We start from the raw sequence: 14,868 nt of genomic DNA, 5'->3' as shown, positions 1-14,868 counted from the left end.
GTGGCTTGAGGGAGCGTCAGATCATGTGCGGTGCTGTTCGGAAACCCAACGCACACTAGGTTGTGAACACCGGGGAAGCAATGATGCTGTCGTTGTTTGTGCGTTCATGGTGGGTACGGTCGTCGACCTTGGCCGGATCCAGTTGCTTGAACTGGATCCGGTGCAGCTCGGCGTAGCGGCCCCCGGCCGCCAGCAGCTTCTCGTGCGTGCCGCGTTCGACGATCCGGCCGTCCTCGACCACCAGGATCAGGTCGGCCGTCCGCACGGTCGACAGCCGGTGGGCGATCACGACCGCGGTCCTGCCCTCCAGCGCCTCGGTGAGCGCCTCTTGGACCGCGGCTTCGGAGGTGTTGTCGAGGTGGGCGGTGGCCTCGTCGAGGATGACGACGCGCTGGCGGGCCAGCAGCAGCCGGGCGATGGTCATCCGCTGGCGTTCGCCGCCGGAGAGCCGGTAGCCGCGCTCGCCCACGACCGTGTCGAGGCCGTCGGGCAGGGACCGGACGAGTGCGTCGAGGCGGGAGCGGCGCAGCGCGTCCCAGAGTTCGTCGTCGTCGGCCGCGGGCCGGGCGAGCAGCAGGTTCTCGCGGACGGTGTCGTGGAAGAGGTGGCCGTCCTGGGTGACCATGCCCAGGGTGGCGCGCAGGGACGCGGCGCTCAGGTCGCGGACATCGACACCGCCCACGCGTACGGCGCCCTCGTCGACGTCGTACAGCCGCGGGAGCAGTTGCGCGACGGTGGACTTGCCGGCGCCGGACGAGCCGACCAGGGCGACGGTCTGCCCGGGTTCGGCGCGGAAGGAGATGCCGTGCAGCACCTCGGCGCCGCCGCGGGTGTCGAGGGACGCGACCTCCTCCAGGGAGGCGAGGGAGACCTTGTCGGCGGACGGGTAGCCGAAGCGGACGTTCTCGAACTCCACCGGCACCGGGCCGTCGGGGACCTGCCGCGCGTCCGGCTTCTCCTCGATGAGCGGGGTGAGGTCGAGCACCTCGAAGACGCGCTCGAAGCTGACCAGGGCGCTCATGACCTCGACGCGGGCGCCGGCCAGCGCGGTGAGCGGCGCGTACATACGGGTCAGGAGCAGCGCGAGGGAGACGACGGCGCCCGGCTCCAGGGTGCCGCGCAGGGCGAAGAAGCCGCCGAGTCCGTAGACCAGCGCGAGGGCGAGGGCGGACACCAGGGTGAGGGCGGTGATGAACACCGACTGGGCGGTGGCCGTCCGCACGCCGATCTCCGCGACCCGGCGGGCCCGCGCCGCGAACTCGCGCGACTCCTGCTCCGGGCGGCCGAACAGCTTGATCAGCGTGGCGCCGGGGGCCGAGAAGCGTTCGGTCATGCGGGTGCCCATGGCGGCGTTGAGGGTGGCCGCCTCGCGTTGCATCCGGGCCATGCGGTGGCCCATGCGCCGGGCCGGGATCACGAACACCGGGAGCAGGACGAGGGCGAGGAGGGTGATCTGCCAGGACAGGGTGAGCATGACGGCGAGCGTGAGCAGCAGGGTGACGAGGTTGCTGACCACACCGGACAGCGTGTTGCTGAAGGCGCGCTGGGCGCCGATCACGTCGTTGTTGAGACGGGAGACGAGCGCTCCCGTACGGGTGTGTGTGAAGAACGCGACCGGCATGCGCTGCACATGATCGAACACAGCCGTGCGCAGATCGAGGATGAGGCCCTCGCCGAGCCTCGCCGAAAGCCGCCGCGCGAGGATCCCGAGCGCGGCCTCGGCCACCGCGATGAGGGCGATCAGCAGGGCCAGGCGGACGACGGTCCCCTCGTCGCCGTCCGTCACGATCGCGTCGACGACGCGTCCGGCGAGTACGGGTGTCGCGACGGCGAGCAGGGCGGTCAGCACCCCGAGCACGACGAAGAGCGCGATCCTGCGTTGGTGCGGGCGGGCGAACGCGGCGATGCGGCGCAGCGTGACGCGGGCGAACGGGCGGCGCTCGCGTTCGGCGTTCATCACGCTGTGCAGCTGGGTCCAGGCTGTGGTCTCCATGCTCATGGGAGGCAACGTAGAACCTCAACCAACATTGAGGTCAATATCGTCGGCTTCGCGAAGATCGGTGTCCGTCCGCAGCCGGTCCGTAAGACGCCGTCTCCGCTTCCGCAACCCGCCGTTGTCGCGACACGGAAAACCTCTCCGAGTGTGACCGCCGTACAACTCCACGCGGGGCGCCTGCTCCGGCGCCTACCGATCCGCCAGATCCTGGTCCTGCTTCCGCTCGCCCTCGTCGTCCTGGTCGCGGTGCGGCACCGGACCGTGCTCGCCGAGGGCATCGGCCACATGGCGACGGCCAAGTGGCCCTGGCTGCTCGCCGCCGCCGGTGCCACGTGCCTCACCTGGGTGGCGGCGGCGGTGACCCGGCAGGGGGCCGTGGTCGACCGGCTGCCCAGGCTGCGGCTGCTCGTGACGCAGTTCGCGGCGGGCTCGGCCAACCACCTGCTGCCCACGGGACTCGGCGCCAGCGCGGTCAACCTCCGTTTCATGACGGTCTGCGGGCTGCCGCTCGCCCGCTCCTCCGCCGCGCTGGCGCTGTATCTGCTCGCGGAGAGCGTGGCCCGCGTCGGGCTGCTGGCCGCGCTGCTCATCGCCTTCCCGCACGCCCTGCGACTCGGCCCGCTGCTGCCGGAGGGGGCAGGGGGTCCGCTGCTGCTGATCATCGGCGCCGCGGTCGTCGTGGTCGTGGCCGTCTTCGCCCTCGTACGACGGCTGCGTACCGCCGTGATGTCCTTCCTGCGCACGGCGCTCGGTGAGGCGCGCTCGGTGCACACGCGCCCCTCCCGGGCGCTGGCGCTGTGGGGCGGCTCGCTGGCCTTTCCCGCGCTTCAGGCGGCCGGTCTTGTGCTGGTCGGGCTCGCCCTGGGGCTGGACGTTCCGCCGGCCCACATGGCGCTCGCGTATCTGGCGGCGACCTGTGCCGTCGCCGTGATACCGACGCCCGGCGGGCTCGGTTCGGTGGAGGCGGCGCTGGTGGTGGCGCTGGTCGCGGCGGGCGGTTCCGTGGCGGTGGCCACGGCGGTGGTGCTGGCGTACCGGATCATCACGGTGTGGATGCCGCTGCTGCCGGGGGCGTTGACGCTGGGCGCGCTGGTGCGCCTCAAGGTCATCTGACCGGCCGGTTCCGGTGGAAGGACATGTGACCACTCAGTAACGTACGGGGTCCGACCCACGGAAGGGACCCTCGCCATGCCGGTCCGCGTCGAACGCCAGGGACACGTCACGACGGTCGTTCTCTCCCGGCCGGAGGTCCGCAACGCGGTCGACGGTCCGACGGCGGCCGAGCTCGTGGCGGCCTTCCGGGAGTTCGAGGCGGACGACGACGCACGGGTGGCGGTGCTGTGGGGTGAGGGCGGCACGTTCTGCGCGGGTGCCGACCTGAAGGCGCTCGGCACCGAGCGGGGCAACCGGGTCGCCGAGGAGGGCGACGGGCCGATGGGGCCGACGCGGCTGCGGCTGTCCAAGCCGGTGATCGCCGCCGTGGCCGGTCATGCCGTGGCCGGGGGCCTGGAGCTGGCGCTGTGGTGCGATCTGCGGGTGGCCGAGGAGGACGCCGTCTTCGGCGTGTTCTGCCGCCGCTGGGGCGTGCCGCTGATCGACGGGGGCACGGTACGGCTGCCCCGGCTGATCGGCACGAGCCGCGCGCTGGACATGATCCTGACCGGCCGCCCGGTGCCGGCCCGCGAGGCGCACGACATGGGGTTGGCCAACCGTGTCGTGCCCCACGGACGGGCGCGCGCCGAGGCCGAGGAGCTGGCCGCGGTGATCGCCGGGTTCCCGCAGGCCTGCCTGCGGGCCGACCGTACGTCCGTTCTCGAACAGGACGGGCTGGACGAGGACGCCGCGATGCGGGGTGAACTGCGTCACGGCATGGGCGTGTTGGCGCAGAGCCTGGAGGGCGCGGCGCGCTTCGCCTCGGGCGCGGGACGGCACGGCTCGTTCACGGACGTGTGACGAGGTCCTGCCACCGGGGGCGCGCGTGTCCGCGAGCGCCCCTCGTGCGGCGCTCGCGCACCAAGCGAGCCCCACGACAGGGCCGTTCGCCCCTCGGAGGCGGCGGGCGTCCGGGAGAGAATGCCCGAAAGTAACCGATGAGGCCGTCCGGCAGTCGATCCCGGCACGAACACGTGTACCCGATACGGCAGGATGAGCCCTCGCGCCGGTCTCGGGGGATGGGGTGACCGGCGCGACGGCACATCGCGGAGATCGAGCAGGTGACAACGTGACGAGACTTCACATCCGGCCGTCGGCGAAGGGATTCGCCGCCGCTCTTCACCCCGGAGGTGACCGGTGAACCGAGCGCTCACCGTGGACGACCTGGTCATCGCCGGGATCGCGCTGGCCGCGGGGCTGCTCGCGGCGTTCCTGCTGCGGACGCTGCTGCGCTGGCTCGGCAAGCACGCCGACCGCACCCGCTGGAGCGGCGACGACCTGATCGTGGACGTGCTGCGCACCGTGGTGCCGTGGGCGGCCTTCCTCGGCGGCGCGGCCTCCGCGGGCGCGGCGCTGCCGCTGACGAGGACGGTCCAGCACAACGTCAACCAGACCCTGACCGTGCTGCTCATCTTCGTCGTGACGCTGGCGGCGGCCCGCGGTATCGCCGGGGTGATGCGGTCGGTCACCCAGTCCCGACCCGGCGTCGCCGGTTCGGCCACGATCTTCGTGAACATCACCCGGATACTGGTCCTGGCCATCGGTTTCCTGGTGGTGCTCCAGACGCTGGGCATCTCCATAGCGCCTCTGCTCACCGCCCTGGGCGTCGGCGGACTCGCGGTCGCGCTCGCGCTTCAGGACACGCTCGCCAACCTCTTCGCGGGCATCCACATCCTCGCCTCCAAGACCGTCCAGCCAGGTGACTACATCCGGCTGAGCAGCGGCGAGGAGGGCTACGTCGAGGACATCAACTGGCGCCAGACGACCGTGCGGGCGCTCTCCAACAACCTGATCGTCATCCCCAACGGGGAGCTCGCGAAGACGAACATGACCAACTTCATGCGTCCCGAGCAGGAGTTGACGATCCTCCTCCAGGTCGGTGTCGCCTACGACAGCGACCTCGACCACGTCGAGCGGGTGACCAACGAGGTCATCGCCCAGGTGATGACCGAGGTCGAGGGCGCCCTGCCGGACCACGAGCCGATCATCCGGTTCCACACCTTCGGCGACTCCCGGATCGGCTTCACCGTCATCCTGGGCGTGGGCGAGTTCAGCGACCAGTACCGGATCAAGCATGAGTTCATCAAGCGCCTGCACCGGCGCTACCGCACGGAGGGCATCAGCATCCCCGCGCCCACCCGGACGGTGGCGATCCAGCAGGGGACGGTGTCGATACCGTTGCAGCGCGTCCCCGGTGAGGCGGACGAGGTGGCTCCCGTCCGCCTCGACTGACCTGCCCGGACGTCCCTACAGGGTGGCCGAGTTGTCGTGGGAGCGGCTGCGCTTACGGCTGTGCGGAGCGGAGAGCGCCGGGTTCACCGGCGTGACCGTCCAGTCCGGGTGCCCCGGCATCCGCGGGGTCTTCGTGCCGTACAGCCAGTCCTGGAGGAATCCGGACAGATCCTGGCCGGAGACCTCCGAGGCGACGGCGATGTAGTCGGCCGTCGACGCCGAGGAGTTGCGGTACCGGTCGAGGAAGGCGCGCTCCAGCGCGTTGAAGGCGCTCTCGCCGACGAGGTTGCGCAGCGCGTACAGGACCAGCACGCCGCCCAGGTAGCGCTGGCTGTCGAACAGGTTGGCCGCGTTGGGCGCGGCGACCGGCCCGGAGTCGCGCCGCCACTGGTCGCCCTGCGCGTAGGTGTGCTTCATCCGGGCTTCCAGGGTGGTCAGGCCCAGGGAGTCCGGCCAGCCGCGCTCGTAGCGGTAGAGCAGCCCGTAGAAGTCGGCGTGACCCTCGTTGATCCAGAGGTCGGCCCAGGAGGCGGGGCTGACGCTGTTGCCGAAGTAGGAGTGGACCAGCTCGTGCATCATGTGCGAGCCGATCTTCGGCTCCGGCTGGAGCAGGTAGTTCGGCTTGTAGATGGTCAGGGTCTGGGTTTCCAGGCCGGTGAAGTCGAAGGCGTTCGGGGCGTCGGAGTTGCAGGGCAGCAGGCCGTACGTCTCGAAGGGGTAGGCCCCGAGCCGCGCCTCCAGCCACTCGACCAGGTTCGGCGTCAGCGCGAGCGCCGGCTCCAGGGCCTCGGCGCGCGCGACCGGGACGACGTCGCGCAGCGGGAGGCCGTGCGGGCCCTGCCGGTCCTTGATCACGTAGTCGCCGACCGTGATCTGCACCAGCTCGGTGGCCATGGGCTCGCGGGAGCGGTACGTGTAGGCGGTACGGCCGCCGGAGAGGCTCTCGGTGCGCACGAGCAGGCCGGTGGCCACGCCGCGCAGGCCGCCGGGGACGGTTATGCGGAACGTGAAGTCGGCCTTGTCGGAGGGGTGGTCGTTGCACGGGAAGACGGTGTGGGCCAGGTTCGGCTGGCCGCAGACCGCGAAGCCGTCCAGCGTGTCGACCCAGCCGGTGAGCGGCTGCGGGATACGGCGGGGGTCCGCGGAGTACTCGACGCACACGGTCACCCAGGACTTGTTCGGCAGTGTCCGGGCGGGCGTGACGCGCAGCTTCTCGTCGACCTGCTCGAACGTCGCGCTGCGGCCGCCCACCCGGACGGAGCGGATGTCGAGGCCGAGGGAGTCGAGGGAGAAGCGGGACAGGGCCTGGGTGGTGCGGATCTTCAGGGTCGCGGTGGCGTCCACCAGCCGCGTCGTGGGGTCGTAGGAGAAGTCGAGGTGGTAGGCCGAGACGCGGTAGCCGTCGTTGCCGAGGGCCGGGTAGACGGTGTCGCCGAGGGTCTCGGGGCCCGGGGTGCCGGGCTTCTTGGTGGCCGACGTCCCCGTGCGCGTCGGTGCCGCGTGGGCGGAGGGGGCGACGGCCAGCGCCGCCGCCGTGCCGATCAGGGCGGCCGCGGGGGCCGTCACTCTGCTGCGATATCTCATGGTCCGCTTTCGCTGGGGCGGCCGGGTGGTCAGGACCGGCCTCCGGATCGGTGTTGATCTCCCTACATGACTGTTCGATCAGCTGATCCGGTTGCACGGAGGCCTTGCATCCGTTTGCGCGGATTCACGATCTCGGCAGACATACCGCACCGGTGTGCGGACCCCTGTCGAGGACGGGTCGCTCACGAGATATCTTGATGTCGAGCAATGTTGCAGACGTGGAGCGGAGCACCCGGTGACTGACTCGACCATCATCTATACGCACACTGACGAGGCCCCGGCCCTGGCGACGTATTCCTTCCTGCCGGTGGTCCAGGCGTACGCCTCGCAGGCGGGTGTCGCCGTGGAGACGCGGGACATCTCGCTGGCCGGCCGCATCATCGCGGTGTTCCCGGAGTACCTGACCGAGGACCAGCGCATCCCGGACGCCCTGCACGAGCTGGGCGAGCTGGCCAAGACGCCGGCGGCCAACATCATCAAGCTGCCGAACATCTCGGCGTCGATCCCGCAGCTCAAGGCCGCTGTGGCCGAGCTCCAGGGCCAGGGCTACGCGCTGCCGAACTACCCGGACGACCCGAAGACCGACGAGGAGCGGGAGATCCAGGCCCGCTACGACAAGGTCAAGGGCTCCGCCGTGAACCCGGTCCTGCGTGAGGGCAACTCCGACCGCCGCGCCCCGGCCTCGGTCAAGAACTACGCCAAGACCCACCCGCACCGCATGGGCGCCTGGTCCCCCGAGTCCAAGACCAACGTGGCGACCATGGGGCAGAACGACTTCCGCTCCACCGAGAAGTCCGTCGTGATCTCCGAGGCCGGCGCGCTGAAGATCGAGCACGTCGCCGCGGACGGCACGGCCACGGTGCTGCGCGAGTCGGTACCGGTCCTCGCCGGTGAGGTCGTGGACGCGTCCGTGATGCACGTGGCCCAGCTGCGCGAGTTCCTCACCGCACAGATCGCCGAGGCCAAGGCCCAGGGCGTGCTGTTCTCGGTACACCTCAAGGCGACGATGATGAAGGTCTCCGACCCGATCATCTTCGGTCACGTGGTGCGCGCGTTCTTCCCGAAGACCTTCGAGCGGTACGGCGCCGCGCTCGCCGCCGCCGGCCTGTCCCCGAACGACGGTCTCGGTGGCATCTACAAGGGCCTGGAGGCCCTGCCCGAGGGCGCCGAGATCAAGGCGTCGTTCGACGCGGAGCTCGCCGAGGGCCCGGCCCTGGCGATGGTCGACTCCGACAAGGGCATCACCAACCTGCACGTGCCGTCCGACGTGATCGTCGACGCCTCGATGCCGGCCATGATCCGCACCTCCGGCCACATGTGGGGCCCGGACGGCCAGGAGGCCGACACCCTCGCCGTGCTGCCGGACTCGTCGTACGCCGGTGTCTACCAGGTCGTCGTCGACGACTGCCGGGCCAACGGCGCCTACGACCCGTCGACCATGGGCTCGGTCCCGAACGTCGGCCTGATGGCGCAGAAGGCCGAGGAGTACGGCTCCCACGACAAGACCTTCGAGATCAAGGCCGCCGGCACGGTCCGCCTGGTCGACCAGGCCGGCAACGTGCTCATCGAGCAGCCGGTCGCCGAGGGCGACATCTTCCGCGCCTGCCAGACCAAGGACGCGCCGATCAAGGACTGGGTGAAGCTGGCCGTCACCCGCGCCCGCGCCACCGGCGACCCGGCCGTCTTCTGGCTGGACGAGACCCGCGCCCACGACGCCAACCTGATCGCCAAGGTCAACGCCTACCTGCCGGAGCACGACACCGAGGGTCTGGACATCCGTATCCTCGCCCCGGTCGACGCCACCAAGCTGTCGGTGGAGCGCATCCGCCGCGGCGAGAACACCATCTCGGTCACGGGCAACGTCCTGCGCGACTACCTCACCGACCTCTTCCCGATCCTGGAGCTGGGCACCAGCGCCAAGATGCTGTCGGTCGTCCCGCTGATGGCGGGCGGTGGCCTGTTCGAGACGGGCGCCGGCGGTTCCGCGCCGAAGCACGTCCAGCAGCTCGTCAAGGAGAACTACCTGCGCTGGGACTCCCTCGGTGAGTTCTTCGCGCTGGTGCCGTCCCTGGAGCAGTACGCGACGGCCACCGGCAACACCCGCGCCAAGGTCCTCGCAGACACCCTCGACCGCGCCACGGCGACCTTCCTCAACGAGGACAAGTCCCCGACCCGTCGCGTCGGCGGCATCGACAACCGCGGCAGCCACTTCTACCTGTCCCTGTACTGGGCGCAGGAGCTGGCCAAGCAGACCGACGACGCGGAGCTGGCGAAGGCCTTCGCCCCGCTCGCCGAGACGCTCACGGCGAACGAGCAGAAGATCGTCGAGGAGCTGAACGCCGTCCAGGGCAAGCCGGCCGAGATCGGCGGCTACTACCAGCCCGACCCGGCCAAGGCCGCCGCGGTCATGCGCCCGTCGGCCACCTGGAACGAGGCGCTCGCGTCCCTGAGCTGACGCGCCCCAGCCCGGCGACTCCGCCCCGGTCGGCTTCGGCCCGGCCGGGGCGGAGTCATGTCCGCGGTCGTTCGAAGAGCATCGCCCGGCAGGCTCTGCGATTTTCTGACGCAATTGCGTGAGCGATATGCATGATCTCAACTATCCTCAGGTACAAGGTATTTGACGACCGGGCGCACTTGCTCGGAGCAACAGATGCGAGGGGTGAGGCAATGGCCACGGCCGGCGGACCCACGCTACGACGGCGTCAGCTCGGCGCCGAGCTCCGCCGTCTGCGGGAACACGCGGGCAAGCGGATCGAGGACGTCGCGGCGCACCTCGAGTGCTCCATGTCCAAGATCAGCAGGGTGGAGACCGGTCAGGCCCCGATCAAGGCCCGGGACGTCCGCGATCTGCTCCAGTGGTACGGCGTGACCGACCCGGAACTGACCGAAGCCGTCATGCTGGTCCACAAGGGCGCACAGCAACAGGGCTGGTGGGCGCACTACAACGAGGTGCTGCCCTCCGGCATGGCCACCTACGCCGGTCTGGAAGCGGACGCCAGTGCCCTGCGCAGTTACGAACCCACCTTCGTGCACGGCCTGTTGCAGACGGAGGACTACGCCCGTGCGGTGATCGCCGCCGTGCGGCCCAACGAGCCCTACGAGGTGGACCAGTTGGTGCGCTTCCGCAAGGAGCGCCAGGCCCTGCTGACCCGCACGCCCGAGCCGCTGGAGCTGTGGGTGGTGGTCGAGGAGAGCGCACTGCGACGCCCCGTCGGCGGCGTCGAGGTCATGGTGGCCCAGCTGGAGTACCTCGCCCGGTCGGCAGAGCTGCCGAACGTCACCATCCAGGTCATGCCGACCGCGAAGGGCGCCCACGCGGCCCTGGCCGGGACCTTCTCACTGCTGGAGTTCGGGCCGCGCGAGCCCACCGTCGTCTACGTCAACTCCATAGCCGGAAACGTGTACTTGGAGAAGGAACGAGACGTGCGCACCTTCATCCAGACCTTCGACCTCGTGCGGGCCGCCGCTCCCGACCCGCAGGAGACATCCACCACGCTGGAGCGGATCGCAAGGGAGATGCAGGACTCATGAGCGCGCACGACGGGCGGATACTGCCGCAGGTCGACCTGAACGGGGCCGACTGGCGCAGGAGCAGCCATAGTTCGGGCAACGGAGCGTGTGTCGAGGTCGCCGCCGTGGCCGACCTCGTCGCGGTGCGGGACTCCAAGAACGCTCAGGGTCCGGCCCTCGTGTTCACACCGCGCGAGTGGCGGGCCTTCCTCCGTGGAGGACTCCGGCACACCTGAGCGACCCAGGGAACCGTCGGCGGGCCGGGACGGAGAGTCACCGGAACAGTTGCCGCACGTACGAACGGAGTACGACGCGCGACCGGCCCCTAGGCGCGTCGGGCTGCCCGTGAACGAGGTCACTTCTCTCCCGCCCGTCGCGTCCGGCGCCTTCTACACCATGGAGACCTTCTGGGCGGCCGCCGGCGTCGCCGGGACCGTGCTGGTGGGCCTACTGGCGATGTGGACCGCGTTCCGGTCGTCCCATCCCAAACGACGGCTCAACTACACCGTGCGTCACTGGCCGTTGGTGCAGCAGTGCGCGGACGGGAGCCTGGAGACCACACGGCACGGCACGTTACTCACCGACCCGCACACCGTCGAGGTGGTGCTGAACAACCCCGGGCGGTGGGACATCCCCAGTGAGGCGTTCGACCGGGGCGATCCGTTCCTGCTGGACCTGGACGTGCCCTATTTGGTGGTGATGGAGATACACGCCGAGCCCAGCTCCGCGGTGGCCCCCGACGCCGAGGTGCGCGGCTCGCGTCTGTGCATCGGACCGGGCCTCATCGGCCGCGGCACGACGATCACCTACGTCCTGCTGGTGGACACGGCTCCGGTCTACGCTTTCCGTCACTCCCTCGTCGACGTGAAGGTCCGGCAGGTCTCCGTGCCACCGCCACGCCGCACCATCCGCCCGCCCCTGATGAGAACGCCATGAGGTCCATGTCCGGTTTCTTCGAACTACGGCCCGGCGCCGACGACTCCCCCGTGATCCTGCATGTGCCGCACTCGTCGCGGGAGATTCCTCCCGAGGTGCGCGCGGGGATCCTGCTGGACGACCCCGCGCTGGAGCGGGAGCTGGACCACATCGTCGACGCGCACACCGCGCGGCTCGCGCGGGAGGCGGCGCGGGCCTCGGAGGTCACCCCGTGGCGGTTCGTGAACCGGCTGTCCCGGCTGGTGGTCGACCCGGAGCGGTTCCCGGACGAGCGGGAGGAGATGCTCGCCGTCGGGATGGGCGCGGTGTACACGCGCACCACGCACCGGGAGGCCTTGCGGGCCGACGACTTCGACGCCGGGCCGCTGATCTCGCGCTACTTCGAGCCGTACGCACGGGCGATGACCGACGCCGTCGCGGGACGGCTCGCCGCCACGGGACGGGCGGTGATCATCGACGTGCACTCCTACCCCACCGCGCCGCTCCCCTACGAACTCCACGGCGAGGGCCCGCGGCCGCCGGTGTGCCTGGGCACGGACCCCTTCCACACGCCGCCCGGGCTGCTCGCCGCGGCGCGGGAGGCGTTCGCCGGCTGCGGGGAGACGGGACTGGACAGCCCGTTCGGCGGCACGTACGTGCCGCTGGAGTTCTACGGCAGGGATCCTCGCGTCAGTGCCCTGATGATCGAGATCCGCCGGGACACGTACATGGCGGAGCCGGGCGGTCCGGCCGGTCCCGGACTCACCCGGCTCGCGAAGGCGCTGGCGGCGCTGGTGGCCGCCGCACACTGACCCCGCGGCTCAGGCCCGCAGCCACTCCGTGACCACGACCTCGCCGCCGGTCCGCAGCCGCAGGGCGAACGGGCCGGAGGGCGGGGCGTCGCTGGTGAAGCGGCCCATGTCGTCGGCGACGACCGGCGTCACCGACTGCGGGCCGCCGAGCACCTCGATCCGCGCCTGCCGCGGGGGCAGCACCTGTCCCATCAGGCCCTGCGCGGTCACTTCCACGTCGACGGTCACCTCCCCGGCGCGGAACGTCAGCATCCGCGGCACGTCCGTCGCCCCTCTGACCGGAATGGCGTCCTCCACCGAGTCGAAGGTGAGCTCGGCGATCCGGACGTCGAGGTCGTGCAGCGCGAAGGCCTCGACGGCGAGTTGGCGCAGCTGGGCCGGTACGGGGTCCAGGATGGCCGCGGCCTGACGGAGTTCCTCCTCCAGGAGGTCGATGTCGAAACCGTCGTCGCCCGGGGAGCCTTCGTCCGTCACGTCGTCGTCGATGTCGTCGTTCCCGTGGTCGTTCACAGCGCCCCCCGCGCGTCGAGTCGGGCCCGCAGCCGGCGCAGACAGCGCTGGCGCAGCGGCCCGATGCTGCCCACGGCGATGCCCAGTGCGGCGGACACCTCCTGGTAGCTGGGCGGCGGCGACGCCATCAGCACGCGCAGCAACTGGCGGCAGCGCTCGCCGAGTTCCTCGAACTCCTGCCACATCCAGCGGATGCGCTCCGACTCCGCGGCCGCCTCCTCCGAGTCCAGCACCGACTGTTCGGGCGTACGGTCCTCACTGACCCGGTCGAGCAGCTGCGGATCGCTCGTCACGGTCAGCCGCCTTAAGCTCTTGAGCACCTTCAGACATTCGTGCCGCGCGGTGCTCGCGAGCCAGGAACCGGCCTTCTCGGGTTCCCGGATCCGCCCGAGGTGCTGGGCGAAGCGGAACCAGACGGTCTGATACACCTCATGGGCGTCGGCGTCCGCCAGCCGGTGCGCGCGCACGACGGACCACACCAGCGGGCTCAGCCCTTCCACGAGCGCCTTCCAGGCCGCCGCGTCGCCGTCGACGGCGGACCGGACCAGCGCACCGACATCTGCTCGGTCCACAGCCCCACCCCTCGTGTACGGCAAGTAATCGTACGCCGCGGAGGGGATGGTTCCGACCCTCATGACCGAGGAGCGGAGGGGGTGACGGGCACAGGACGCCAGGTAGAGGGGCGAAGCGCCGGTACGTGCGCCCCCCGCACCTCCGCGTAGCCGGAGTTCGCGGCGAGCATCTTGTACCGGGCCACCCGCGGGTCGTTCTCCGCCTGCGCGGTCATGTGGGCGGCGATCATGCCGGCGACGAGGGGGGTGGCGAACGAGGTGCCGCTCCAGTGCGCGAACCCCTCGAACATCACCTGGTCGGGCTTGGCGCCGCCGCCCTGCTCGCTCAACACGCCGGTGTGGCGCGGGGAGACGCAGGTGCAGGAGTAGCCGAAGCCGTACCGGCAGGTGTCGTAGGTGGAGTGCTGGTAGACGTACGGCATGGGCGCGTCGAAGCCGGTGAGGACGCTGGTGAGGCGCTCGCCGGGCGCGTACACCTTCACCCAGGGGCCGTGGTTGCTGAAGCAGGCGCCGAACTCGCCGTCGCCGCGCAGCGCGCCGACCGACACCACGACGTCCTGGTAGTCGGGCAGATCGGCGTAGGCGGCGGGCCAGAAGGGGGTGGCGCTGCCGTTGTTGCCGGCCGCCGCGACGAGCAGGGTGCGCTGTTCGCGCAGCTCCCGCATGAAGGCCTCGATGCCGAGCAGTCCGTCGGTGCGGCCGTTGGAGGTGCCTGCGGACAGGCTGAGGATGTCGGGCCAGCCGCCCGCGTCGACGGCCTCGAAGAGCTTCTCGCCGAACTCGGACTCCAGGATGGCGCCCGCGTCGTTCAGGGAGTTGCGCACGGTGATGCCCGTGTTGGGCGCGACGGCGGCGACGAGCCCGGCGATGAACGTGCCGTGGCCGACGTACTGCTGGAGGACGCCGTCGTCGTCGCACTCCTTGATCTGGGCGTCGCCGTCGGTGTGGGCCAGCAGCGGGGAGGACCGGAAGTCGCGCATGAGCCCGGTGTCGACGACCAGGACACCGATCGCGCTGTCCGCGTCGTAAGTGCCCTCGACCGGCCCGGGGTTGAGTCCGTCGGCCTGCGCGACGGGCGCGGGCTCGTCGCCGGGACAGGAGTTGACCGCGATCGACACCAGGTGGTTGCGGCTGACCAGCCGCCGCCCGGCCCGCCCCTCCGACTCCCGCAGGGCGCGCAGGGCGTGGGCGACGGGGCGGTCACCGGCGCGGTCGCCCTCGCCGGGGTCGCCGACCTGGATGCGGGTGATGCCCGAGCGGTTGGTCTGCGGGCTCGCGCGGCGCACGTGGTCCTGCACGAGGTCGGGTTCGGCGGTGAAGTGCGCGCGTACGGTGTCCTCGACGACGCGGGCGTCCTCGCCGTCGCGGACGAGCACATAGCCCTTCTCGTAGATGAACTCGGCGGAGTCGTCCGGTCCCATCGCGAGGGGGACGTCGGGCATGGAGCGTTGGATCTGCTCGAACTGCTCGTGGAATCGCTGTGGTGCCATGGCGTGTCCTCCCACTGAGGCGACGGTCGTCAGTCAGAGCCGTCTCGTCGCTGATTGATACAGCACCAAACCCGTGTGGCACGGTTCCGGGGCAA

At 70.7% G+C, this 14,868-nt stretch carries 13 protein-coding genes; 8 read left to right on the top strand and 5 right to left on the bottom strand.

What is annotated here, in order from left to right:
* Nucleotides 1-55: 55 nt before the first annotated feature.
* Complete coding sequence (locus ACIRD7_RS05890; RefSeq protein ID WP_403451692.1) at nucleotides 56-1,993, bottom strand: ABC transporter ATP-binding protein; 1,938 nt, start codon at nucleotides 1,991-1,993, stop codon at nucleotides 56-58.
* Between the two features lie 150 nt (nucleotides 1,994-2,143).
* Between ACIRD7_RS05890 and ACIRD7_RS05885 the strand changes: the two genes are divergently transcribed.
* The 3 genes from ACIRD7_RS05885 to ACIRD7_RS05875 all read left to right on the top strand — a co-directional run bounded on the left by ACIRD7_RS05885 (nucleotide 2,144) and on the right by ACIRD7_RS05875 (nucleotide 5,380).
* Nucleotides 2,144-3,109: a YbhN family protein gene (locus tag ACIRD7_RS05885; protein WP_403450217.1), complete on the top strand. Its 966-nt coding sequence runs from the start codon at nucleotides 2,144-2,146 to the stop codon at nucleotides 3,107-3,109.
* Between the two features lie 75 nt (nucleotides 3,110-3,184).
* Complete coding sequence (locus tag ACIRD7_RS05880; RefSeq protein WP_403450215.1) at nucleotides 3,185-3,949, top strand: crotonase/enoyl-CoA hydratase family protein; 765 nt, start codon at nucleotides 3,185-3,187, stop codon at nucleotides 3,947-3,949.
* 336 nt (nucleotides 3,950-4,285) lie between these two features.
* Nucleotides 4,286-5,380, top strand: coding sequence for a mechanosensitive ion channel family protein (locus tag ACIRD7_RS05875; protein WP_403450214.1), 1,095 nt, complete (start codon nucleotides 4,286-4,288; stop codon nucleotides 5,378-5,380).
* A 15-nt stretch (nucleotides 5,381-5,395) separates the two neighbouring features.
* Here the strand turns inward: ACIRD7_RS05875 and ACIRD7_RS05870 are convergent, their stop codons facing one another.
* The gene (locus ACIRD7_RS05870) at nucleotides 5,396-6,964 is read right to left on the bottom strand and encodes a M1 family metallopeptidase (RefSeq protein WP_403450212.1); all 1,569 of its coding nucleotides are present in this window, start codon (nucleotides 6,962-6,964) and stop codon (nucleotides 5,396-5,398) included.
* 235 nt (nucleotides 6,965-7,199) lie between these two features.
* On the opposite strand from ACIRD7_RS05870, the gene ACIRD7_RS05865 reads away from it, so the two are divergent.
* From ACIRD7_RS05865 to ACIRD7_RS05845, 5 genes are all read left to right on the top strand, one after another.
* Nucleotides 7,200-9,419: an NADP-dependent isocitrate dehydrogenase gene (locus tag ACIRD7_RS05865; RefSeq protein WP_403450210.1), complete on the top strand. Its 2,220-nt coding sequence runs from the start codon at nucleotides 7,200-7,202 to the stop codon at nucleotides 9,417-9,419.
* 212 nt (nucleotides 9,420-9,631) lie between these two features.
* On the top strand, nucleotides 9,632-10,495 hold the full coding sequence (locus ACIRD7_RS05860) for a helix-turn-helix domain-containing protein (RefSeq protein ID WP_403450208.1): 864 nt from the start codon (nucleotides 9,632-9,634) through the stop codon (nucleotides 10,493-10,495).
* A complete protein-coding gene (locus ACIRD7_RS05855) occupies nucleotides 10,492-10,710 on the top strand; it encodes a DUF397 domain-containing protein (RefSeq protein WP_403450206.1) in 219 nt (72 codons plus the stop codon). Before ACIRD7_RS05860 ends, ACIRD7_RS05855 begins: the two co-directional genes overlap by 4 nt.
* 109 nt (nucleotides 10,711-10,819) lie before the next feature.
* The gene (locus tag ACIRD7_RS05850; RefSeq protein ID WP_403450205.1) at nucleotides 10,820-11,410 is read left to right on the top strand and encodes a hypothetical protein; all 591 of its coding nucleotides are present in this window, start codon (nucleotides 10,820-10,822) and stop codon (nucleotides 11,408-11,410) included.
* Nucleotides 11,407-12,201 carry an N-formylglutamate amidohydrolase gene (locus ACIRD7_RS05845; RefSeq protein ID WP_403450202.1) on the top strand — a complete coding sequence of 265 codons (795 nt, stop codon included), beginning with the start codon at nucleotides 11,407-11,409 and terminating at the stop codon, nucleotides 12,199-12,201. Before ACIRD7_RS05850 ends, ACIRD7_RS05845 begins: the two co-directional genes overlap by 4 nt.
* Nucleotides 12,202-12,210: 9 nt before the next feature.
* Here the strand turns inward: ACIRD7_RS05845 and ACIRD7_RS05840 are convergent, their stop codons facing one another.
* The 3 genes from ACIRD7_RS05840 to ACIRD7_RS05830 are packed head-to-tail and all read right to left on the bottom strand — an operon-like array spanning nucleotide 12,211 to nucleotide 14,773.
* Nucleotides 12,211-12,687: a hypothetical protein gene (locus ACIRD7_RS05840; RefSeq protein WP_403451690.1), complete on the bottom strand. Its 477-nt coding sequence runs from the start codon at nucleotides 12,685-12,687 to the stop codon at nucleotides 12,211-12,213.
* 20 nt (nucleotides 12,688-12,707) lie between these two features.
* Nucleotides 12,708-13,283: an RNA polymerase sigma factor gene (locus ACIRD7_RS05835; protein WP_403450199.1), complete on the bottom strand. Its 576-nt coding sequence runs from the start codon at nucleotides 13,281-13,283 to the stop codon at nucleotides 12,708-12,710.
* 59 nt (nucleotides 13,284-13,342) lie between these two features.
* Complete coding sequence (locus ACIRD7_RS05830) at nucleotides 13,343-14,773, bottom strand: S8/S53 family peptidase (RefSeq protein ID WP_403450196.1); 1,431 nt, start codon at nucleotides 14,771-14,773, stop codon at nucleotides 13,343-13,345.
* Nucleotides 14,774-14,868: the final 95 nt, after the last annotated feature.

Source organism: Streptomyces sp. NPDC093568 (assembly GCF_044764945.1).
In the GTDB taxonomy this organism is placed as follows: domain Bacteria; phylum Actinomycetota; class Actinomycetes; order Streptomycetales; family Streptomycetaceae; genus Streptomyces.
Note: the sequence above shows the minus strand (reverse complement) of the source record. Positions and strands in the feature narration are given on the sequence as shown.